We start from the raw sequence: 21,331 nt of genomic DNA, 5'->3' as shown, positions 1-21,331 counted from the left end.
CTCAGAATGCGAAGCAGGAGCAGCCGAACGCGCCCCAGAAGGACGAGAAGTCAGAGACCGGCACGTTCGAACGGCGCGCCTTGTCGTGCGCGTGGGCGTGTACCGAGCAGGCGCCGCGGCACTGGTGCGGCAGCGCCGCCGCCTTCTGGGCGACGGGGCGGTAGTGGCCTGGCACTTTGGCCACGGGGGACCACTCCGGCAGCACGGGGATCGCCGGCGGCGCGTAATCGCCGAACGGACCCTGGCCGAACACGACCTTGCCGCCGACGACCGTCAGCACGGATTCGATGGCCTTGATCGCTTCCTCGTCCACGCGGAAGAAGTCGGCCGACAGCACCGCCAGGTCGGCCAGCATGCCTTCCTGGATGCGGCCTTTCTTGTTCTGCTCGCTGGAGAACCAGGCGCTGCCCGCCGTCCACAGCTCCAGCGCCGTGTGGCGGTCCAGGCGCGACGCGGCGTCGTACAGCTTCAGGCCGCCGACGGTGCGGCCCGAGACGAGCCAGTACAGCGCCGTCCACGGGTTGTAGCTGGCCACGCGGGTGGCGTCGGTGCCGGCGCCGACGGGGATGCCGGTATCGAGCATGCGCTTGATCGGCGGCGTGTGCTGCGCCGCCTCGGCGCCGTAGCGGTCGACGAAGTACTCGCCCTGGAAGGCCATGCGGTGCTGGATCGCGATGCCGCCGCCCAGCGCCTTCACGCGGTCGATGTTGCGCTCGCTGATGGTCTCGGCATGGTCGAACATCCAGCGCAGGCCGGCGAAGGGGATCTCGCGGTCGACCTTCTCGAACACGTCCAGCATGCGCGAGATCGATTCGTCGTAGGTGGCGTGCAGGCGGAACGGCCAGCGCTGGCTGACCAGGTGGCGCACCACCTGTTCCAGCTCGTCTTCCATGCCCGCCGGAAGCTCGGGGCGTGGCTCCAGGAAGTCCTCGAAGTCGGCGGCCGAGAACACGAGCATCTCGCCGGCGCCGTTGTGGCGGTAGTAGTCGGTTCCCTGTCCCGGCGTGACCATGTCCGTCCACTTCTGGAAGTCCTGCAGCTCCTTGCCCTTGTTCTGGGTGAACAGGTTGTAGGCGATGCGCACGGTGAGCTGGTCCTCGGCTGCAAGCTGCTCGACGACCTGGTAGTCCTGCGGATAGTTCTGGAAGCCGCCGCCGGCGTCGATGGCGCTGGTCAGGCCCAGGCGGTTCAGTTCGCGCATGAAGTGGCGCGTCGAATTGATCTGCTGCTCCAGCGGTAGGGTCGGACCCTTGGCCAGCGTCGCATACAGGATCATGGCGTTGGGACGCGCGATCAGCATGCCCGTCGGGTTGCCGGCGCCGTCGCGCACGATCTCTCCGCCCGGCGGGTTCGGCGTGTCCTTGTCGTAGCCCACGGCGCGCAGCGCGGCGCGGTTGAGCAGGGCGCGGTCGTACAGGTGCAGCACGAAGACGGGGGTGTCCGGCGCGGCGGCGTTCAGTTCCTCGAGCGTCGGCATGCGTTTTTCGGCGAACTGGAATTCGTTCCAGCCGCCGACCACGCGCACCCATTGCGGATGCGGGGTGCGCTGCGCCTGCTCGCGCAGCATGCGCAGCGCGTCGGCCAGCGAGGGCACGCCTTCCCAGCGCAGTTCGAGGTTGTAGTTCAGGCCCCCGCGGATCAGGTGCAGGTGCGAGTCGTTCAGGCCCGGGACGACGGTGTGTCCGGCCAGGTCGATCACCCGGGTCGCGTTGCCTCGGTGGCGCATGACCTCCTGGGCGTCGCCGACCGCCACGAAGCGGCCGTCGGCGATGGCGACCGTATCGGCTTCGGGACGGCTGCGGTCCAGTGTATGGAAGCGCCCGTTGGTGAGGATCAGGTCGGCAATGGCGGGTGTGGTCATGTAAAACTCCTGTGACGGTTGATGCTTGCGTCCGTTTGGACAATGGTCGCACCGTTCCGGTTCAGTGGGCGCGGCTGTATTGCAGCGGCGATTGACCGGTACGGCGGCGGAAACTGCGGCAGAAATGGCTCTGGTCGGCGAAATGCAGCAGCATGGCGATCTCGCACACGCTGTGGCGGCGGTCGGCGAGCATGCCCTGGGCGTGCTCGATGCGCCGGCGCATCAGGTAGCGCATGGGCGGGTCGCCCGTGGCGGCGCGGAACAGGCGCGAGAAATAATGGCGCGACAGGCCGGCGTGGCCGGCGAGGTCGGCCAGCGTGAGGGGTTCGGTCAGGTTGGCGTCGATGTAGCGGCGCACCCGTTCCACGGGCGCGAAGAAAAGGTCGTTCATGATGCGTTCTTGTCCGTTGGAAGGGCGGGCGCGCAGCGCAGCGGCAGCACGACCCGGAACGTGGCGCCGCACGGCGCGGCCGGCTCCAACTCGATGCGGCCGCCGTGCGCCTCGGCGATGGCGCGGCTGATCGACAGGCCGACGCCGGTACCGTGCGGCTTGGTCGAATACAGCGCGTCGAAGATGCGCGCCGCTTCGTCGGCCGCCACCCCGGGGCCGTTGTCGGTCACGCGCAGCTCCACCTGCGCCGCCCCCACGATCTCCGAGGCCAGGACGATGCGGCGCGCGCGGCCCTTTACGCCGGCCAGGGCTTCCACGGCATTGAGCAGCAAGTTCATCACGATCTGCTGGACCTGGGCGCGGTTGGCGTGCAGCTGCACGCCCGGCAGCTGCAGGCGGCATTCGAACTGCACGCCCTGGCGCTGCATCAGCGCGCGCAGCAGCTGCACGACTTCGAGCAGCGCGGCGTCGATCGGGAAGGTACTGACGTCCTCGGTCTGGCGCCGCGCCAGGCCGCGCACGCTGCGCACGATGTCGCCGGCCTGGCGTCCGCAGGCGGTGATCTGTTCCAGCGCCTCGAGTGCGCGCCCGGCGTCGGGCTGGGCGCGGCGCAGCCAGCGCCGCGCCGCCGCCGCATGCAGCAGGATCGCGGCGAGCGGCTGGTTGACCTCGTGCGCGATGGCGACGCCGAGTTCGCCCACGGTATCGGCGCGGGCGGCGCGGCGCTCTTCGGCCGGCTCGTCCTGCGCGCCCCGGTGCGCCGGCGGCTGCGCGTCCCAGGCTTGCATCAGCTCGCGCACGCGGCCGTGCGCGCCCCAGTCGCGCCAGGCGTCCAGCGCCAGGCGCCGGTAGGCCGGCAGTGCCGCCTGCAGCTCCAATCGGGCGCACAGGGCGGCGGCGCGTTCCCACGCCAGCGCGGCGACCCAGGTCAGCTGGGCGGCGCGGGCGCGGCCTGCCGCCTGTTCGTAGGTGGACAGCGCGCGCGCGCCGCCGGCCGCGTCCTGCTCGGCGGCGCGGGCCAGCTCGGCCAGCGCGCCGGCGTGCCCGGGACTGCGCTCGGCCCATTCCTGCAGGACGCGGCGGTGTCCGCGCAGGCGGCTGCGCAGCGCCGGCGTCGTGCCGTCCGGCTGGGCCAGCGTCAATACCGCGAACAGGTGGTAGGGCAGCAGCTCGCACGGCGGCGTCAGGGGTGTCAGCAGGCCGGCCGAGGCTTCCAGCGCGCTGCGCGCGACGGCGGTGTTGCCGCGCAAATAGGCCACCTGCAGGCGCGTCAGCCAGCAGCCGAAATGGGGCGCGTCGATGGGCGCCAGCGCGGACCGGGCCACGGGGGCGTCGATGGCGCTGCCGGCCAGGTAGTGGTACAGCGAGATGCGGCCGGCCAGCTGGCTCACGGCGACGGGGATGTCGTCCGCTTCCTGGTAGCGCGGGGCGGCCTGGTGCACGGCCTCGGCGTAGTGCAGCAGCTCGGGCAGCGGGGCGCCGCCCAGCAGGCGCAGGCTGGTCCACAGCGACGCGTTGCGCGCCATGACGCTGGGGCGCACCGGCGCGAAACGGCAGGCTTCGGCCTGCAGCATGGCTGCCTCGCGCAGCGGACTCACGCGCGCCAGCACCAGCGCGCCATGGGCGCGCAGCACGGCGCCGGCGACGTCGCGCGCTTCCGGCAAGCGCGCCAGTTCGGCGCAGGCATGGGCCAGCGCCAGCGCGCGCCGGGCGCCATGCCAGCGTTCCAGCGCGGCCGCCGCCAGCAGCGTCAGGGCCAGCAGCGTGGCGTCGCTGGGGCCGTCCTCCAGCGCGCGCCGCAGCTCGGCCTCGATCAGCGTGCCGGGCAGGCGGCCGGCATTGAAGGCGTCCTGCAGTTCGCGGGCGAGTTCCGGATCGCTGCTGCGCGGCGCGGACGGCAAACGGCCGCCGGCGCTGCGCAGCAGCAGCCAGGCGCGGTGGCAGGCTTGCTCCTGGAGGTCCGTGGGCGCGCCTGGAAGGCGCGACGTGGACCGGGTGCGGGTCGGGAAGATCGGTGAGTTCATCGGCGCGTAAGGGGCACAGGCCTCCGGCAGGTGTTGGGCCAGGGTAGGACCAGTATCGCGTCGATGTAGGAATATGCCCTCATACGAAAGAAGGAGCGCAGGTCGCTTCGCCCGGCGCCCATGCATGGCGGGTAGGCGTGCCGGGTAGGCGGGAGCGGGCAGTATCGGGTCGCCATGCCGGCAACGGCTGCGCAGGTTCATTCGGTCGTCCTCGGGTCGGATACGTGGATTGTCGGTAGCGGCGGCCATGGGCGCCAGTTATACGAACGGATAGGCGCGAACGGACAGGCGCAAACGGACAGGCGCGAACGGGCAAAGTAAACGGACCGGCGCCTGCAGGCCGGCCCGTTTCGCGCAATACTGGGAGGCAGACCACGCAAGGAGGAACGATGCAAGAGGACGAGCGCGAAAGCGCATTCGATGGCGCCCGCTTCAACCGCGCGCATGCGCAGGTGCTGGGCGCCGGCCACCTGACGCTGGGCCTCATGACCCCGCTGCTGCGGGCGCCCGATGCACCGGCCGACGTCGCCCGCGAGACGGCGCTTGCGGCCCGTGCCGGCGCGCTGGGCATCGCCGCGCTGTGGACGCGCGACGTGCCCCTGATCATCCCGCAGGGGAGCTTTGGCGAGGCGGCGGTGCTGGACGACCCGTTCGTGTGGCTGGCGGCGCTGGCACTGGCGGCGCCCGGCACCGCGATCGGCACGGCGGCCGCGGTGCTGCCCCTGCGCCAGCCGCTGCACCTCGCCAAGGCCGCCTGGTCGCTCGACCGCCTGAGCGGCGGGCGCATGATCCTCGGACTGGGATCGGGCGACCGTCCCGAGGAATTCGCGGCCTTCGGCGTCGGCGCCGAGCGCGACGCGCTGTTTCGCGAACGCTGGGCGCTGCTGCGTGCCGCGCTCGCGCCGGACGCGGACGAGCGGGCGCCGCTGCTGGAGACGACGGCCGGCTTCGTGCCCACGCCGGCGCCGGCCGCGCGCATTCCGATGCTGGCCGTGGGCAGCGCGCGCCAGTCGCTGCAATGGATCGCGGCCCATGCCGACGGCTGGGCCACCTACCACCGCGAGGAGGCGCGCCAGCAGGGCCGCATCGCACTGTGGCGGCGCGCCCTGGAGGAACGGGCCGGCGGGGCGTGCAAGCCCTTCGTGCAGTCGCTGCAGCTCGAACTGCTGGCCGATCCGGCCGCGCCGGCCCAGCCGCTGGAACTGGGCCTGCGCGCGGGAAGGCATGCCTTGCTCGGCTACCTGGAGCGCATGGCGGACCTGGGCGTGGCCCACATGCTGCTCAACCTGCAGGGACCGCGCGCGGTCGCCGAGCAGATCGAGGAACTGGGAAGCGAGATCGTACCGCGGCTGCCGGCGCTGCGGGCCGCCTCCTTGACCTCTGGTAGGTCCGCCTCATACGAATAGATGATGGCGCACGGGCGCGCGCCGTCCTAAGATGGATTCCATGGCAGGCCGCTGTCAGCGGAATCCCCTGCAGGCGCGTTAATCTGCCTAGTCGCCAATCCGGCTTATCGACAGCGAAGCCGATCCAAGGAGCGGAACATGAAATACTATCTGACGTTCGTCCTGTTCGGCCTGCTGATGGGCGGCTTGTGCGTGGTCCTGCAGGTGCATCCGGCCTCGTCGCCGGGCATCGCCATGTTCAGCCTGTTCAGCGCCCATGACGAGCCGGTGCCGGCAGGCCAGCCGCATCCGCTCGACGGGATGCACCATGTCGCGGAGCTGCCCGCTTGAACCATCGATCCCCGTTGCTCAGGACGCATCCGTCCGGTCCAGCGCCGCATGCCAGGCCGCATACGGCGTCCCGGCGACCATCCGGCGATTGAAGTCCGGCGCGCCGTCGGTCCACCACACGGGGCCGCGTTCGCCCAGCGCGCGCTTGGCCGCGTCCACGTCGGATCGGGCGCAGCGCTCGGCTTCAGCATCGCCGGTCTTCCTGGCGGCGCCGACCTGGCGCCGGGCCAGCATCAGCGCATCGACGAGGCGCTGGCGCTCGCCGGGAGGCAGCGCCGGATTGCTGGTGCGCCAGAGGCGGCCCGCGACGACGAAGTAGCGGCCGTCGGGGGTGGTGGGGTAGCGTTGCTGGTCGGCCATGGCCCGACTATAGCGCGCCGGCGGACGGGCGGCCGCACGGCAGGCTCCGCGGAATTGCGAAAACAATTAATGATAGGCAATGAGCGCCGACCGGTGCACAATATTGCACTGACTGCTTTATCGTAACGACGACCGTACATGCTTCACTCCTTGCTGCGCAGCTGCGTCTTTCTCTTGCTTGCCTTGCTGCTGCCGGTAGTGCTGTCTCCTGCGCGCGCCGCGCCGCCCTTGCCCGGTTATACCCATACCGCATGGCGGGCCGCTGATGGGGCGCCGCTCGACATCCGCAGCATGGCGCAGACGGAGGACGGCACCTTGTGGCTCGGGACCCCGAACGGCTTGTACCGGTTCGACGGCATCGAGTTCAGTCGCGTCAAGGTGCCGCGCATGCGCCGCATGCCCACCCGCATCGACGTGCTCGTGGCGCGCCCCGGCGGCGAGCTGTGGATCGCCGACGACGCGCGCGGCATGTTCGTGCTGCGTGGCGGCGTCGTCAAGGACATCACGCCTGAGCTGCCGGGCGAAGGCGTCGGGTTCGCGCTGGCGTTCGCGTTCGACGCGGACGGCAGCGCCTGGGTGGCGTCCAGCACCGGCCTGTGGCACTTCGCGCAAGGGCGCTGGCGCCGCATCGAGGCGCAGCGCACGGTCGACGCCGACGGCACCCCGCACCATCTCGACGGTGCGGGCCTGTCCAACGAGGGTACCTCGACGGTGCTGGTCGACCAGTATGGACGCGTCTGGTGGAGCAGGCGGGACGGGATCTACCTGCTGGACCGTGCGGCACAGCGGCTGCGCCGCGTGGTGCGCACGACGTCCCTGATGCGCCTGGCCCAGTCGCCCGATGGCCGCCTGTGGGCACTTCCCGAGGAGCCGGGTCACGGCCAGCCGGTCGCGAGCCCGGTGCCGGCACCCGTGCCCACGCCGGCGCTGCCGGCCGCGCGTGACGCCAACCATGTGGAATCACGCGCGCGCGGCCAGTTCGACCGCGACGGCAACCTGTGGCTCGCCGGGTGTCCGGCCGGCGTATGCCTGGCTGCGGGCGCCGGTGCGCTCGACGGGGCGGTGATGCCGACACCGGGCGGCCAGCCGCCCCAACTGGCGCCGTTCGCCGCGACGAACGTCAACTGCCTGCTCGAAGACCGTTCGGGGAACCTCTGGTTCGGCACCAGGGACGGACTGGACCGGCTGCATGCGGACAAGGTAACGCGCGTCCCCATCGATTCCGGCAAGAACAGCTACACGATGGCGCGCGACACCGAGGGCGACGTCTGGGTCGCCGAATCGATCGAGCGGCGGGTGTGGAAGATCCGGAAGGACGGCAGCGTGCAGGAAGACCGTTCACGCCCAATCACCGTCGTCGCGAACGACCGCGACGGCGCGCTGCTGCTGGGCGGGAGGAACGCCATCTTCCGGCGCAGCCATGGCGTGGAGACGCGCATCGACTTGCCGCCCACGCCGGACGGCAGACATGTCCCGCTGTCGCTCTTCGGCCTGCTCGACGACGGCAAGGCGCTGTTCATCGGCGCATCGGAGATCGGCGTCGTGGGCCTCGAGGACGGTACCTGGCACTACCGCGACCACTGGCGCTTCCCGCGCAACTTGTACACGTCGGCGCCGGGCGGCAAGGGCAGGATCTGGCTGGCCACGCTGGACGGCACCGTCGTCCTCTGGGAGCGTGCGCGTACGGCCACCTACGGCGCGGGCATGATCGGCCGCCTCGTCACCGTGATCGACGGCCCCGACGTGCTGGCGACGGGGGAGGAGGGCATCGCCGTGCTGCAGCGGGGCCGCTTCCGCATGCTCAGGGCGGCCGTTCCGGCCGTGCTGCGCAACGTGTCGGGGCTGGGCATCTCGCCGGACGGCGACCGCTGGCTCAACGGCGCGCGCGGCATCGTCCGCGTCGCCGCCGCCGACTGGCGCGCCGCGATGGCGGATCCGGCCGTGCCGCTGCGCTACACGCTGATCGATTCCTACGACGGCTACCCGGGCCAGGCGATGCTGGAAAGCCGCCTGCACAGCGTGTACACGCACCCCGACGGCCGGATGTGGTTCATGACCTCGAGCGGCATCGTGCAGCTCGATCCGCGGCGGCTGGAACGCGATACGCTGCGGCCCGTCGTGTCGATCTCCGCCGTCCACGCGGCCGGACAGATCCACGGCGGCGCCCGGGTGCGCCTGCCGTCAGGGACCCAGGACTTCTCGATCGCGTACGGCGCGCCGAGCCTGTCGCGCGCCGACGGCGTGCACTTCCAGTACATGCTGGAAGGGCGCGACCCCGGCTGGCAGGACGGCGGCCTGCGGCGCACGGCGTGGTACACGAATATCGCGCCGGGGCGCTACACGTTCCGCGTACGCGCCATCAACGAGGATGGCGTGGCCAGCGCCGCCGATGCCGCGACCGTCATCGTCATCGAGCCGACGGTCACGCAAAGCCTGGCCTTCCGCACGGCGCTGGTCGCCTGCGCGGCGCTGGCCCTGTACGGCCTGTATCACTACAGCCTGAGCGTGGAGACCCGGCGCATCGCCGAACGGCACGACGCGCGCCTGGCCGAGCGCGAGCGCATCGCGCGCACGCTGCACGACACCTTCCTGCAAAGCGTGCAGGGCCTGGTGCTGCGGGTCCACGCTGCCGCGAAAAAGCTGCCGCCGGGAGACGCCGTGCGCAAGCAGCTCGAGACGGTGCTGGACCAGGCCGACGGTACGCTCGCCGAAGGCCGCAACCAGGTGCACGAACTGCGTTCCGGCCGCGATGCCGAGCGCGTGCTCGAGGAAGCGGGCAAGACACTGGCCGCCACCTTCCCCGACACGGCGTTCCGGATGACGGTGACGGGCGCGCGCGTGCCCATGCGCGCGCAGGTGCAGGACGAGATCGCCGAGATCGGCGCCGAGGCCCTGCGCAACGCCTTCTTCCATGCGCGCGCGACGCTGGTCGAACTCGTCCTCGACTATGGACGGGGCGGGTTGGCGCTGCGCGTGACGGACGACGGCGTCGGCTTCGACGAAAGCCTCGTGCGCAAGCGCGTCAAGGGGAAGCACTGGGGGCTGGTCGGCATGCGCGAGCGCGCCATGCGCGTCAACGGCCGCCTGGACATCGGCCGGATGCGGAGCAGGGGCACGCGGGTGGAGCTGCAGGTCGCCGCCCGTATCGCCTACTTGGTGGATGCCGAAGCGGCGTGGGGATAGGAGCGCCCGGTAGCTTGCGCCTATCGCGACAATAAATTTCTAATACACAACAAAAATTGTCTATTGGTATTGATCTTCCCAGCACATGTTGGGTAGAATCTCATCAGTGCAATTAGTTTTGTCAAATTTCAGCTAAGTGCGCGTCAAAGGTTCGACGGAATTGCAGCCGTCGCGCCGCCGTCGGCCCAAACACTGCCGGCAGTCCCCCTCTACTGTCCGACATTGATTGGAGAACGCACCATGCACCTGAAATCGATCCTGCTGTCCCTGTCCGCCGCCGCCGCCCTGAGCGCGAGCATCGCCGATGCGGCCCCGCTCCTCGTCACCAACGGGAATTTCGAGCTGACCACCTACGGCGGCAACAAGCAGCTGGCGGCGAACACCACGACGGCGGCCGCCAAGGGCCAGACGACGCTGGTTGGCTGGACCAGCTACAACGGCAACGATGGCGGCTACAACTTCCTGCTGAACGCGTCGACCGCGACGACCAGTGCCTCCGCCCTGCAGTTGAAAGGCGGCAGCAACGGCTTCGGTGCTTCGCCGGGCGGCGGCAACTTCTTCGCCTCCGATCCGCTGTACTACCCGGGCTACCTGTTCCAGACGATCAGCGGCCTGACGGTGGGCAAGGACTACACGCTGACCTTCGATTATGCGCTGTCGCAGCAGGCCGGCTTCAACGGCGACAACCTGAACAATTACTGGCAGGTCGGGCTGGGCAGCACGTTCCAGAACACGAGCATGCTGAGCATCGCGAACGGCGGCTTCAGCGGCTGGAAGGGCGCCAGCATGACCTTCACGGCGACCAGCACCAGCGAGATCCTGTCGTTCCTGGCGAAGAGCAGCTCGTCCGGCGCGCCGCCGTTCCTGCTGCTGGACGATGTCAAGCTGGAGTCGAAGGTGCCGGAACCGTCGACGCTGAGCCTGCTGCTGGGCGGCATCGGCCTGGCCGGCTTCGCGGCGCGCCGCCGCCGCGCCAAGCGCGTCTGAGCGCGGCCTTCCGGCCGCCGTGAACGTCGACCAGATCGTCTATCCATGAGTGCTTCCCTGCACGAATTCGCGCTGACCGCGCTGCGCCTGTGCGCCTGGCTGGTACTGCTGACGGCCGTCTTCGTGCCGCTCGAGCGCTGGTTCGGCGCCCACCACACGCGCGTGTCGCGGCGCGAGCTGCTGCATAACGTCGCCTACTACGTGATCAGCAGCCTGGTGCCCATCCTCGTGCTGAGCGTGCCGGTGGCGCTGCTGGCGGCTGCCGCCGGTCACGTCGTGCCCCGTGCGCTGCTCGCGGCGGTCCAGGACCTGCCGGCCCTCGCTCGCGTCGCGCTGGCCTTCGTGGTCGGCGAGATCGGCGTCTACTGGGGCCACCGCCTGAGCCACGAGCTGCCCTGGTTGTGGCGCTTCCATGCGCTGCACCACAGCACCGAGCACATGCATTTTCTCGCGAACACCCGCACCCATCCCGTCGACATGGTCGTCACGCGCCTGTGCGGCCTGGTCCCGCTGTACCTGCTGGGCCTTGCCGCTCCGAGCGTCGCGGGCAGCGGCTTGCCCGTGGCCCTGACGCTCGTCGGGCTGGCATGGGGCTTCTTCATCCATGCCAACCTGCGCTGGCGCCTGGGTCCCCTGGAATGGCTGGTGACGACGCCGGCGTTCCACCACTGGCACCACAGCCGCCACGACCATATCAACCGCAACTACGCGTCCACGCTGCCCGTCCTGGACCGCCTGTTCGGCAGCCATTATCTGCCGCGCCACTGGCCGGCCGAATACGGCACGGACACGCCGCAGCCGGCGACGCTGGCGGGCCAGTTGCTCGATCCGCTGGCGCCGGCGCCGGCACCGGCGACCAACGAGCGCTGAACGGTGGGCACGTGGTGGCCACCCTGCCTGACCACGGCAGCCGTTCCACCGAATGAAAAAAACCGCCCGATCCCGGCAGGGAAGGGCGGTTTTTTTCATGCCAGGGCAGGCAATCAGCTGCGCAGGAACTCCAGCAGGTCGGCGTTCAGGCGATCCTTGTGGGTCGACGGCAGGCCGTGCGGGGCGCCTTCGTACACCACCAGGCGACCCTGCGGCAGGAACTCGACGGCGCGGCGGGCCGCGGCGTCGATCGGGACGATCTGGTCGTCGCTGCCATGCACGAGCAGGGTCGGGATGTCCATCTTCTTGAGGTCTTCCGTGAAGTCCGTTTCCGAGAACTGCTTGACGCACTCGTAGGCGGCGCGGATGCTGCACTGCATGCCCTGCAGCCAGAAGTTGTCGCGCAGGCCCTGCGAGGTCTTGGCGCCGTCGCGGTTGAAGCCGTAGAACGGGGCGCTCAGGTCCTTGAAGAACTGCGAGCGATCCGATTGCACGCCGTTGCGGATGCCGTCGAACACGTCCATCGGCAGGCCGCCCGGATTGGTCGGCGACTTCACCATCTGCGGCGGCACGGCGCCGACCAGCACGGCCTTCTTGACGCGGTCGCTGCCGTGGCGGCCGATGTAGCGCGCGACTTCGCCGCCGCCGGTCGAGTGGCCAACCATGGTGATGTTGTGCAGGTCGAGCGCCTCGATCAGCTGGGCCAGGTCGTCCGCGTAGTCGTTCATGTGGTTGCCGTGCCAGGTCTTGCTCGAACGGCCGTGGCCGCGGCGGTCGTGGGCGATGACGCGGAAGCCTTTCTCTGCCAGGAACATCATCTGGTCTTCCCAGGCATCGCCATTCAGCGGCCAGCCGTGGCTGAACGTGACGACCGGGCCATGGCCCCAGTCGGTAAAGTAGATCGTGGTGCCGTCGCGGGTGGTGATGGTGTTGCTGGTGCGGGTGATGGTCATGGCAAGTCCTTTCAGGTGAGAAATCTCGGAACCGAATGGACCGCTTGCTGCCGCCACATCCGGACCCGGACATTCTGGACATGCCATCCGCGCAGGTCTAGTCATCCGAAGGTATAGGTTTTACGTGGCAATGGCAGTTGCTCGCTCCACATTGCAGTTCTGTGACAGCATCCGCTCCAGCGGCGGCCGGGCGCGCAGGCGCTCGCGCCACCACTGCATGGCGGCCCCGTCCTCTCCCGTGCGCCAGGCCATGTACAGCGTCTCGTCCGGCTTCGGCTCCTCGACCTCCTTCACGACGAGGCGCCCGGCATCGATGTCGGCGCGGGCCCAGGCTTCGGGCAGGAAGCCGAAGCCCAGGCCGGCCAGCTGGAACTCGTACTTGGTCTGCATGTCGGGCACGGTCAGCGTGTCCTGCCCGAACAGCAGGCCCACCGTGCGCGCCTGCAGCACGCGCACGGAATCGGCCACCGACACGGCGCGGTGGACGGCCAGGTCGGCCTTGTTCAGGCGGTGGCGCACTCCCGCCAGCGGGTGGGTCGGCGCGACCACGAACACGAAGGACATCGTGCCCAGCGGCTCGGCCGTGTAGCCGCCGCCGGACGGCCCTTCGCCGGCCGCGCCCACCAGCAGGTCGACGCGGCGGTCGAGCAGGCTTTCCCAGGTGCCTGACAGCGCCTCGCGTACGATGCGCAGGCGGGTCTGGTCGGCGACGTCGTAGAACGCGCGGATATCGTCCTGCAGGCCCAGCGGGGCCAGTGCCGAGTCCATGCCCAGCGCGAATTCCGTCTCCCAGCCCGACGCCACGCGGCGCACCCGGCTTTCCAGGTCGCTGGCCGCCTTGAGCAGGTAACGGCCTTCCTTCAGCAATTCCTCGCCGGCCGCCGTCAGCACGACGCGCGGGCCGAAGCGCTCGAACAATTGCACGCCCAGGTCTTCCTCCAGCTTGGCGACCGTGTACGAGATCGTCGACGGCACCCGGTACAACTCCTTGGCGGCGCCGGAGAAGCTGCCGCGGCGGGCAATGGTGTCGACGGTGAGGAGGGCATCGAGGCTGATCTTGAGCATTGATGTTCTATTCGGATTACAGTTAAATGTAGGGTGATGATGACGGCGAATTCATTTTTTTAAATAAAATTAGCTGTTTTCTTTGTTATCTTTAGTCTCTTTGTTTTCCTTGCTTTTTTCCACTTCTTTGCCCTTCTTTTGATCCTCTGATCGTGCGGCATTAAAGGCTGCAACAATTATTTCTTGAAGATTGATTGGGTAGCTTTCTTTTGTTACATGATCAAAACTTTTTGTCGTAAAGATTCTCGTTGCCATTTCCTCTTTGAGTTTATGTTGAATTTCCGTTGGCAGAGATGCGATGTAGGGCGTGATTGCTTGCACGTCTAATGCGGTCTGTAAATATTCATATTGTTGCTTTCGATGTTTGGCCGATTCTCTTGCTAAATACGCTGCGGGAACTGAGAGGATTATGATGAAGCTAAGGCGAAATAATGTAGGGACAATATGAAACTCTTTATCGAAAGCGTAGACGAATGAAATTCCCGCCAAGATGCAGACTAAAGCCATTACACCAAGTGCGGCAGAGCGAAGGTCATCCGCCGCTTTTCTTTCGTATATAGAGCCTTTAGTGTAGCTCGACGTAATCGCTTTATCTGTCACTACTGCAGTGAGCCCGTTGATTTCCTTTTTCTTTTGATCAATATGCTGGATATCAGAGATGAATCGTAACTGAATCTCATCATACTTACGTTGCAAAGGACCATATGCAGTGTTTAATTCTTTTGAAATTTCTGAAAGTCGAGCTTCAATCGCGGAAATTTCTCTGTGTTGGGAGTCGAGGCTGCCTTTTAAGAGGTTGAATTCGTTCCGAAGAGCCTCCGGTCGTCCCTGTTCAATGACTAACGAGGTTAAATATTTACTATACCCGTTCGCCATCTTTAATGTGCCGATACGAATTTTTTTAGCTTCGTCTGAGTTGCCTAGCCATGTAGCATTAACATAGACTTCCGCAGCCTTAATAAATTCGAATAAAGCATCTACCATCTCTGAAGCATTAGATCGTGTTTCTAAGCTTCGACTCAAAATTCTGCGAGATGCTTGATATTTTTCATGAAACGGTGCGGCAGCAAGAGTCCCTTCTTTTGACGCTAAAGCTCTCAGCTCCACAATTCTTTCATCAACATTTTGGTGAATGCGAAGTGCGATCGATGTTAAATCATCACGGCGTTTGGATGTCATAGGTCATTCTCAAGTTTATTACCTGCTGTGCATCGGCTCAAAAACGGTTCGAAAACTAGCATGATAATAATTTACATGCTGCAATACAGTCAATTTATCGCTGGGCGTTGCCCAGCAGCCCTTCGCAAAACGCCAAACTTATGATAATCGAATTTTTCGATCATAGAACAAAAAATAACTCGTTTTTCTTCCGCCCGGGCGGCGCCCATAATGGCTCCATCGAAACGCGCCCCGGCGGACGTGGCAGGCAGATCGCCCGACCCGCAAGGCGCACCGCGTTCGAACAGTTCGAACGCGCTCAACAGGAGAAACACCATGCTGAACGTACGTAAAAGCCAGGATCGCGGTGTTGCCAGTTTCGGCTGGCTGCGCTCGGAGCACACCTTCTCGTTCGGTCACTACTTCGACCCGGCCCACATGGGCGTCGGCCCGCTGCGCGTCATCAACGAAGACCGCGTGGCGCCGGGACGCGGCTTCGACCCGCACAGCCACCAGAACATGGAGATCATTTCCTACGTGCTGGACGGGGCGCTGGAACACAAGGACAGCATGGGCAACGGTTCCGTGCTGCGCTACGGCGACGTGCAGCGCATGAGCGCGGGTACCGGCGTCACCCACAGCGAGTACAACGGCTCCAAGACGGAACCCGTGCACTTCCTGCAGATCTGGGTCATCCCGTCCGAGGCGGGCGGGGCGCCGGGCTACGAGGAAAAGCATTTCGATGCGACCGACAAGCGCGGCAAGCTGCGCCTGATCGCTTCCCGCGACGGCCGCGACGGCTCGGTGTCGCTGCGCCAGGATGCCGCGATCTACGCGACCATCCTGGACGGCGCCGATGCCGTCAGCCACCCGCTGCCGCCGGGCCGCCAGGCCTATGTCCAGGTGGCGCGCGGCAGCGTCACGGTGAACGGCTGCGCGCTGCAGGCCGGCGACGCCGTGCAGGTGACGGAGGAAGCCGTGGTCGGCCTGTCCGCTGCGCAGGACGCCGAGGTGCTGCTGTTCGACCTGCCCCTGTGAGGGTAGCGCCGGGCCGGCGAAGGCACTAGCATTCAAGGTGGAGCGGTATGCCTCCGGCGTACAATCCACCGAACGAAACCGAAGAGACAGCACGAGGGGAAGACCATGGAAGTGAAGACCCATCGCGGCACGGGGCCGCTGCAGCAGGTGATCGACATCGGCCCGCACCGCATCCTGACCGACGTGAGCCGCGAACTGGGCGGCGAGGACAGCGGCCCGGAGCCGCACGACATCCTGGCCGCCGCGCTGGCCGCCTGCACCACGCTCACCGTGACGCTTTACGCCAGGCGCAAGGGCTGGCCGCTGGAAGAGATCAAGGTCGCGATCAAGCACGGCCAGGAAGGCGCGGCGTATGCGCTGCACCGCGAGATCGACTACGTCGGCGCCTTGAGCGAGGAAGAAAAGGCGCGCCTGACCGAGATCGCCAACAAGTGCCCGGTCCACAAGACCCTGAGCGGCACGATCGCCATCACCACGGAGGCACGCTGACATGAGCATCATTGATCCCCGCGACGAACTGGAAATGGTGCAGACCCTCGTCGTCCCGCGCACCCACGACCTCGGCGACGGCTTCGAGGTGCGCCGCGCGCTGCCGCACAAGGAGCGGCGCATGGTCGGCCCCTTCGTCTTCCTCGACCAGATGGGACCGCACGTGTTCCAGCCCGGCCAGGGCATCGACGTGCGTCCGCATCCGCACATCGGCCTGTCGACCGTGACCTACCTGCTGTCCGGAGAAATCTCGCACCGCGACAGCCTGGGCACCTTCCAGGACATCAAGCCGGGCGAAGTGAACTGGATGACGGCCGGCAGCGGCATCGTCCATTCCGAGCGCACGGGCCCGCAGGTGCGCGCCGCCGGCTCCACGCTGTCCGGCCTGCAGTGCTGGGTGGCGCTGCCGCAGGCAAAGGAAGAAAAGGACCCGAGCTTTTCCCATACGGCGGCGGCCGAGCTGCCGGTGATCGAGGGCGAGGGCGCCACGGCCCGCCTGATCGCCGGGGAATACTTCGGCAAGCGCTCGCCGGTGCCGGTGGAGTCGCCCATGTTCTACGTCGACCTGGCGCTGGCGCCCGGTGCGCGCCTGACGCTGCCGGCCGAGTATCCGGAGCAGGCCGTGTACATCGTCGAAGGCACGCTCGACCTGGGCCGCGACGGCCGCTTCGGCCCCAACCAGCTGGTGGTACTGAAACCGGGCGCCGTCGTCACGCTGGGCGCGACGGGGGAGGCCGGCGTGCGCCTGATGCTGCTCGGCGGCGAGCCGATGGACGGCCCCCGCTACCTGACCTGGAACTTCGTGTCCAGCTCGTCCGACCGCATCGAGCAGGCGAAGGAAGACTGGCGCGCACAGCGTTTCGCACGCGTGCCCGGGGAGACGGAGTTCATTCCCTTGCCCGATCTGCCGGGACGTCCCGTCCGCTACCCGTGAGGCGTCGCCAGCCGTAGGGTGGGCACCATGTGCCCACCTTGCGCGTCACGCGGCAACGCATCGGTGGGCAGGTGGTGCCCACCCTACGAAACCATAAACATTCACGCCGCATGCGGTGCGGCTGCTTACGTCCATCCAAAACAGAGGGAGAACCCATGAAACTCGTCCAGACCACCATCGCCGCCATGCTCGCCGGCCTGCTCGCCGCCGGCGCCGCCCAAGGCCAGGACCAAGGCAAGGCCGACCTGATCCTCACTAACGGCAAGGTCGCCACCATGGTCAAGGAGGGCGAGTTCGTGCAGGCCGTCGCCGTCAAGGACGGCAAGGTGCTCGCCACCGGCACCAACGCCCAGATCCTGAAACTGAAGCAGGCGGACACGCAGGTGATCGACGCCGGTGGACGCACCGTAATCCCGGGACTGAACGACTCGCACCTGCACGTGATCCGCGAAGGCCTGAACTACAATATGGAGCTGCGCTGGGACGGCGTCACGACCCTGAAGCGCGCGCTGGAGATGCTCAAGGAGCAGGCCGCGCGCACGCCGGACGGCGAGTGGGTGAAGGTGGTCGGCGGCTGGAACGAATACCAGTTCGCGGAGAAGCGCCTGCCGACGCTGGAGGAAATCAATGCCGCCGTGCCGGACAAGCCCGTGTTCATCCTCTACCTGTACGGCCTCGGCTTCCTCAACAAGAAAGGCATCGAGACCCTGGGCTACAGCAAGGACACGCAGTACAAGGATGGTGAAGTGGAGATCGGCGCGGACGGCAAGCCGACGGGCAAGCTGATCGCCAAGCCGAACGCGCTGATCCTGTACTCGACGCTGGCCAGGACGAACAAGCTTTCGCCGGCCGACCAGGTCAATTCCACGCTCCAGTTCTACCGCGAGCTGAACCGCCTGGGTGTGACGAGCGCCATCGATGCCGGCGGCGGCTTCCAGAACTACCCGGACGACTACGGCGTCTCGCTGCAGCTGGCCAAGGACGGCAAGCTGACCGTGCGCACGTCCTACTACCTGTTCGCCCAGCGCGCCGGCAAGGAGCTGGAAGACTTCCAGCGCTGGCTCACGCTCACGCACCCCAAGCAGAACGACCACATGTTCTACCCGAACGGCTTCTCGGCCGAAGGCGGCGGCGAGAACCTCGTCGCCAGCGCGGCCGACTTCGAGAACTTCCTGGAGCCGCGCCCGGACCTGCCGGCGTCGATGGAGGGCGAGCTGGAACGGGTGGTCGAACTGCTCGTCAAGAACCGCTGGCCGTTCCGGTTGCACGCCACCTACGGCGAGAGCATCGCGCGCGACCTGGACGTGATCGAGAAGGTGAATGCGCGCACGCCCTTGAACGGCCTGCGCTTCATCATCGACCATGCCGAGACCATTACGGATCGCGACATCGCGAGGATCAAGAAGCTGGGCGGCGGCGTCGCCGTGCAGGACCGCATGCACTTCCAGGGCGAGGCGTACTGGAAGCGCTACGGCGCCCAGACGCGCCAGATGCCGCCGATCCGCAAGCTGCTCGATGCCGGCGTCCCCGTCGGACTGGGCACGGACGGCACCCGCGTCTCCAGCTACAACCCGTGGCCGTCCGTGTACTGGGCCATGACGGGCAAGACGGCGGGCGGCATGAAGATCTGGCAGGACAAGGACGTGCCGTCGCGCTACCAGGCGCTCAAGCTCATCACCACGGGCTCGGCCTGGATGAGCGGCGAAGAAAAGCTGAAGGGCACCATCGCGCGCGGCCAGTATGCGGACCTCGTCGTGCTGCCGAAGGACGTGTTCACGATGGACGTGGAGGGCGTCAAGCGCCTGGAAAGCGTGCTGACGGTGGTGAACGGGAAGGTCGTGTACGGCGCCGGGCCGTACCAGCAACTGGCGCCGGCGCTGCCGCCCGTGTCGCCGGCATGGAGCCCGGTGGCAACGTATGGCGGGTACCAGAACCGCTGAACCCGCCCGTTACGACCGCACGTCCTCCCTGCGCAGGCAGGGACTCATTTCCGCATGCGCGCCAACTGCGCAGAGAAACGTCATCCCTGCGAAGGCAGGGATCCAATTTTTGCATGCTTGTCGACTGCCTGGAGGAATTGGGCCCCTGCCTGCGCAGGGGCGATGGTCGGACACACTAGCATTTCTACCAGTACAAAATTGCTTTGCAGTTAATCAATTGTTGGGTACCATCACGGACGTTACACCATTACATAATTACGTAACGTTGAGGGAGACCCAATGAGCACCACCGAGATTTTCCTGCTCGCGATGCTGTTGATTTTCGTCGTACCGTTCCTGGTCTGGCGCCTCGGCCGGACCGATTACATTGCCCCGCTGGCGATCGTCCAGATCATCATGGGCATCGTGCTTGGCCCCGGCGTCATGGGGGCCGTGTTCCCCGAGTACCACAAGTTCGTCTTCAATCCGGACGTCGTCAAGACGCTGAACGGCATCGCCCAGTGGGGCGTGATGCTGTTCGTGATGCTGGCCGGGATCGAGCTGGACCTCAAGAAGGTCTGGCAGTTCCGCGGCGAGAGCGCCACCACGGCGGGGCTGTCGCTGGGCATGCCGCTGCTGTTCGGTTGCGCCGCCGCCTTCCTGCTGCTGGGCTACCAGGGCTGGATCGGGCCCAAGGCTGCGAGCTGGCAATTCCTGCTCGGTACCGGCATGGCCTGCGCCGTCACCGCGCTGCCGGTGCTGGTGCTCCTGATGGAAAAGCTCGAGATCCTGCGCCAGCCCATGGGCCAGCGCATCCTGCGCTACGCCAGCCTGGACGACGTCGCCATCTGGGGCGTGCTGGCGCTGATCATGCTGGACTGGGAGCGCATCGGCCGCCAGGCCGGCTTCCTGGCCGCATTCACCGTGCTCACCTTCGTGTTCCGCCGCCTGATGGCGCGCCTGGAAGAGAGCGACCGCTGGTATGTGGCGCTGATCTGGCTGATCGCCTGCGGCTTCGGCGCCGACTGGGCCGGCCTGCACTTCATGGTCGGCGCCTTCCTGGCCGGCGTCGTGATGGATGCCGACTGGTTCGGCCGCGACAAGCTCGACGCGCTGTTCAAGAACGTGCTGCTGGTGCTGATGCCCGTCTTCTTCCTCAGCACGGGCCTGCGCACCAAGTGGGACATGGGAGGCTACGCGGTGTTCTTCGCCGGCGGCCTGCTGCTGCTCGCCTCGGTGGCCGGCAAGCTGGCCGGCGCCCACATCGCTGGCCGGTTGCTGCGCTGGAAGAGCGGGGAAGCGACGATCATCGGCTGGCTGCTGCAGACCAAGGGCCTCATCGAGATCATCTTCGCCAACATCCTGCTCGACAAGGGCATCATTACCAGCGAGACCTTCACGGCGCTGCTGCTGATGGCCGTGGGCAGCACGATGCTGACCGTTCCGTTCGTCCATCCACGGCTGAACCGCCAGGAGCACCGCGCCCTGGTGGAGCAGGCCAGCTCCTGAGGAATCCGCCATGGCGCGCAGCGGCATCACCAAGACGCAGGTGCGGGCCATCCGCGACGACCTGCTGGCGCAGGGCCTGCACCCGTCCGTCGACGCCGTGCGCCATGGACTGGGGGACGTCGGTTCCAAGTCGACGATCCATCGCCTGCTGAAGGAGTTGCGCGAGGAGGAGGGCGGCGACGCGCCGGGCATCCGGCGCGAGGACACGGCGGGCGCGCTGGCGGCGCTGGTCGAGCAGCTGGCGGAACGGCTGCATGCGGATGCGGAAGCGCGCATCCAGGCCTTGCGGCAGGAGCATGCGCAAGCGCTGGCCGGCAAGGACCGTGAGCTGGCGCTGCTGCGCGAGAAGGTGGCGGCGCTGACCGATCGCCTGCAGCTGGTCGAGGACGATGCGATGTCCGCCGTACCGCCGCGACGGAGAATGCCGTCGGGCGGCTTCGACGGTTTCGGCAGCTTCGACAGCATGCTCCTCACGACGCGCTCGGCGGGCCATGGTGGTTCGCCATTCACCGCGGTGCGCACGGCGGCGCGTTCGCTGGCGCCGGAACTGGGCCTTGGCTGGCCGGGGCGGCCAAGCTGAACGGGCTTTTACTTGGCATGCCGCGCACGTCCCGCCGTTTGGCATGATACGGATGTACCCGATTGCATCATTCGCCAGCTGCCCACGTGCGCGGGGAAATCGCCGAGCGGTCGTCGCGATCGTCAAATCGACGTCATACTTACCCCTTGATGGGGGTGTGGAGACACAAATACGACACACTCATCGATAAATCTATCAAATGTTCTTGAATATTGCTACAATGCATTAAATCTTTCTTTTTTGCATGGTGCAACGATGAGTATCGAACAAGAGA

At 66.9% G+C, this 21,331-nt stretch carries 18 protein-coding genes; 11 read left to right on the top strand and 7 right to left on the bottom strand.

Going from position 1 to position 21,331, the window contains the following annotated elements; all coding sequences use genetic code 11:
* Nucleotide 1 precedes the first annotated feature (1 nt).
* The 3 genes from ACI1V7_RS23560 to ACI1V7_RS23550 form a co-directional block, all read right to left on the bottom strand.
* Entirely contained in the window at nt 2-1,861 is a 1,860-nt protein-coding gene (locus ACI1V7_RS23560; protein WP_404534351.1) for an amidohydrolase, read from the bottom strand.
* A gap of 61 nt (nt 1,862-1,922) precedes the next feature.
* Nucleotides 1,923-2,252, bottom strand: a complete 330-nt coding sequence (locus tag ACI1V7_RS23555) for a helix-turn-helix domain-containing protein (protein WP_404534349.1) — start codon at nt 2,250-2,252, stop codon at nt 1,923-1,925.
* Nucleotides 2,249-4,276, bottom strand: coding sequence for an ATP-binding protein (locus ACI1V7_RS23550; protein ID WP_404534348.1), 2,028 nt, complete (start codon nt 4,274-4,276; stop codon nt 2,249-2,251). Before ACI1V7_RS23550 ends, ACI1V7_RS23555 begins: the two co-directional genes overlap by 4 nt.
* Nucleotides 4,277-4,665: 389 nt before the next feature.
* Here ACI1V7_RS23550 and ACI1V7_RS23545 point away from each other — a divergent pair, with 389 nt between their 5' ends.
* On the top strand, nt 4,666-5,682 hold the full coding sequence (locus ACI1V7_RS23545) for a TIGR03571 family LLM class oxidoreductase (RefSeq protein ID WP_404534347.1): 1,017 nt from the start codon (nt 4,666-4,668) through the stop codon (nt 5,680-5,682).
* 138 nt (nt 5,683-5,820) lie between these two features.
* Nucleotides 5,821-6,012 carry a hypothetical protein gene (locus tag ACI1V7_RS23540; RefSeq protein WP_404534345.1) on the top strand — a complete coding sequence of 64 codons (192 nt, stop codon included), beginning with the start codon at nt 5,821-5,823 and terminating at the stop codon, nt 6,010-6,012.
* 18 nt (nt 6,013-6,030) lie between these two features.
* On the opposite strand, the gene ACI1V7_RS23535 is transcribed toward ACI1V7_RS23540, so the two are convergent.
* A complete protein-coding gene (locus tag ACI1V7_RS23535) occupies nt 6,031-6,372 on the bottom strand; it encodes a hypothetical protein (protein WP_404534343.1) in 342 nt (113 codons plus the stop codon).
* Nucleotides 6,373-6,510: 138 nt separating this feature from the next.
* Between ACI1V7_RS23535 and ACI1V7_RS23530 the strand changes: the two genes are divergently transcribed.
* The 3 genes from ACI1V7_RS23530 (at nt 6,511) to ACI1V7_RS23520 (ending at nt 11,412) form a co-directional block, all read left to right on the top strand.
* A complete protein-coding gene (locus tag ACI1V7_RS23530; protein WP_404534341.1) occupies nt 6,511-9,555 on the top strand; it encodes a sensor histidine kinase in 3,045 nt (1,014 codons plus the stop codon).
* A gap of 240 nt (nt 9,556-9,795) precedes the next feature.
* Nucleotides 9,796-10,542, top strand: coding sequence for a PEP-CTERM sorting domain-containing protein (locus ACI1V7_RS23525; RefSeq protein WP_404534340.1), 747 nt, complete (start codon nt 9,796-9,798; stop codon nt 10,540-10,542).
* A gap of 45 nt (nt 10,543-10,587) precedes the next feature.
* Nucleotides 10,588-11,412, top strand: coding sequence for a sterol desaturase family protein (locus tag ACI1V7_RS23520; protein ID WP_404534338.1), 825 nt, complete (start codon nt 10,588-10,590; stop codon nt 11,410-11,412).
* 113 nt (nt 11,413-11,525) lie between these two features.
* Here the strand turns inward: ACI1V7_RS23520 and ACI1V7_RS23515 are convergent, their stop codons facing one another.
* From ACI1V7_RS23515 to ACI1V7_RS23505, 3 genes are all read right to left on the bottom strand, one after another.
* Complete coding sequence (locus ACI1V7_RS23515; RefSeq protein WP_404534336.1) at nt 11,526-12,365, bottom strand: alpha/beta fold hydrolase; 840 nt, start codon at nt 12,363-12,365, stop codon at nt 11,526-11,528.
* Nucleotides 12,366-12,485: 120 nt separating this feature from the next.
* Nucleotides 12,486-13,430, bottom strand: coding sequence for a LysR substrate-binding domain-containing protein (locus ACI1V7_RS23510; RefSeq protein WP_404534334.1), 945 nt, complete (start codon nt 13,428-13,430; stop codon nt 12,486-12,488).
* Nucleotides 13,431-13,499: 69 nt separating this feature from the next.
* Complete coding sequence (locus ACI1V7_RS23505; protein WP_404534333.1) at nt 13,500-14,609, bottom strand: hypothetical protein; 1,110 nt, start codon at nt 14,607-14,609, stop codon at nt 13,500-13,502.
* 315 nt (nt 14,610-14,924) lie between these two features.
* On the opposite strand from ACI1V7_RS23505, the gene ACI1V7_RS23500 reads away from it, so the two are divergent.
* The 6 genes from ACI1V7_RS23500 (at nt 14,925) to ACI1V7_RS23475 (ending at nt 21,057) form a co-directional block, all read left to right on the top strand.
* Entirely contained in the window at nt 14,925-15,626 is a 702-nt protein-coding gene (locus tag ACI1V7_RS23500) for a pirin family protein (protein ID WP_404534332.1), read from the top strand.
* 105 nt (nt 15,627-15,731) lie between these two features.
* Nucleotides 15,732-16,115, top strand: a complete 384-nt coding sequence (locus ACI1V7_RS23495) for an OsmC family protein (RefSeq protein ID WP_404534331.1) — start codon at nt 15,732-15,734, stop codon at nt 16,113-16,115.
* Nucleotide 16,116: 1 nt separating this feature from the next.
* Entirely contained in the window at nt 16,117-17,049 is a 933-nt protein-coding gene (locus ACI1V7_RS23490) for a pirin family protein (protein WP_404534330.1), read from the top strand.
* 155 nt (nt 17,050-17,204) lie between these two features.
* Nucleotides 17,205-18,989: an amidohydrolase gene (locus tag ACI1V7_RS23485; protein WP_404534329.1), complete on the top strand. Its 1,785-nt coding sequence runs from the start codon at nt 17,205-17,207 to the stop codon at nt 18,987-18,989.
* A 279-nt stretch (nt 18,990-19,268) separates the two neighbouring features.
* Nucleotides 19,269-20,477: a cation:proton antiporter gene (locus ACI1V7_RS23480; RefSeq protein ID WP_404534328.1), complete on the top strand. Its 1,209-nt coding sequence runs from the start codon at nt 19,269-19,271 to the stop codon at nt 20,475-20,477.
* A 10-nt stretch (nt 20,478-20,487) separates the two neighbouring features.
* The gene (locus ACI1V7_RS23475; protein ID WP_404534327.1) at nt 20,488-21,057 is read left to right on the top strand and encodes a DNA-binding protein; all 570 of its coding nucleotides are present in this window, start codon (nt 20,488-20,490) and stop codon (nt 21,055-21,057) included.
* Nucleotides 21,058-21,331: the final 274 nt, after the last annotated feature.

The sequence above is a fragment of the Massilia paldalensis genome (genome assembly GCF_044901715.1).
Taxonomy (GTDB): Bacteria; Pseudomonadota; Gammaproteobacteria; order Burkholderiales; family Burkholderiaceae_D; genus Telluria; species Telluria paldalensis.
Note: the sequence above shows the minus strand (reverse complement) of the source record. Positions and strands in the feature narration are given on the sequence as shown.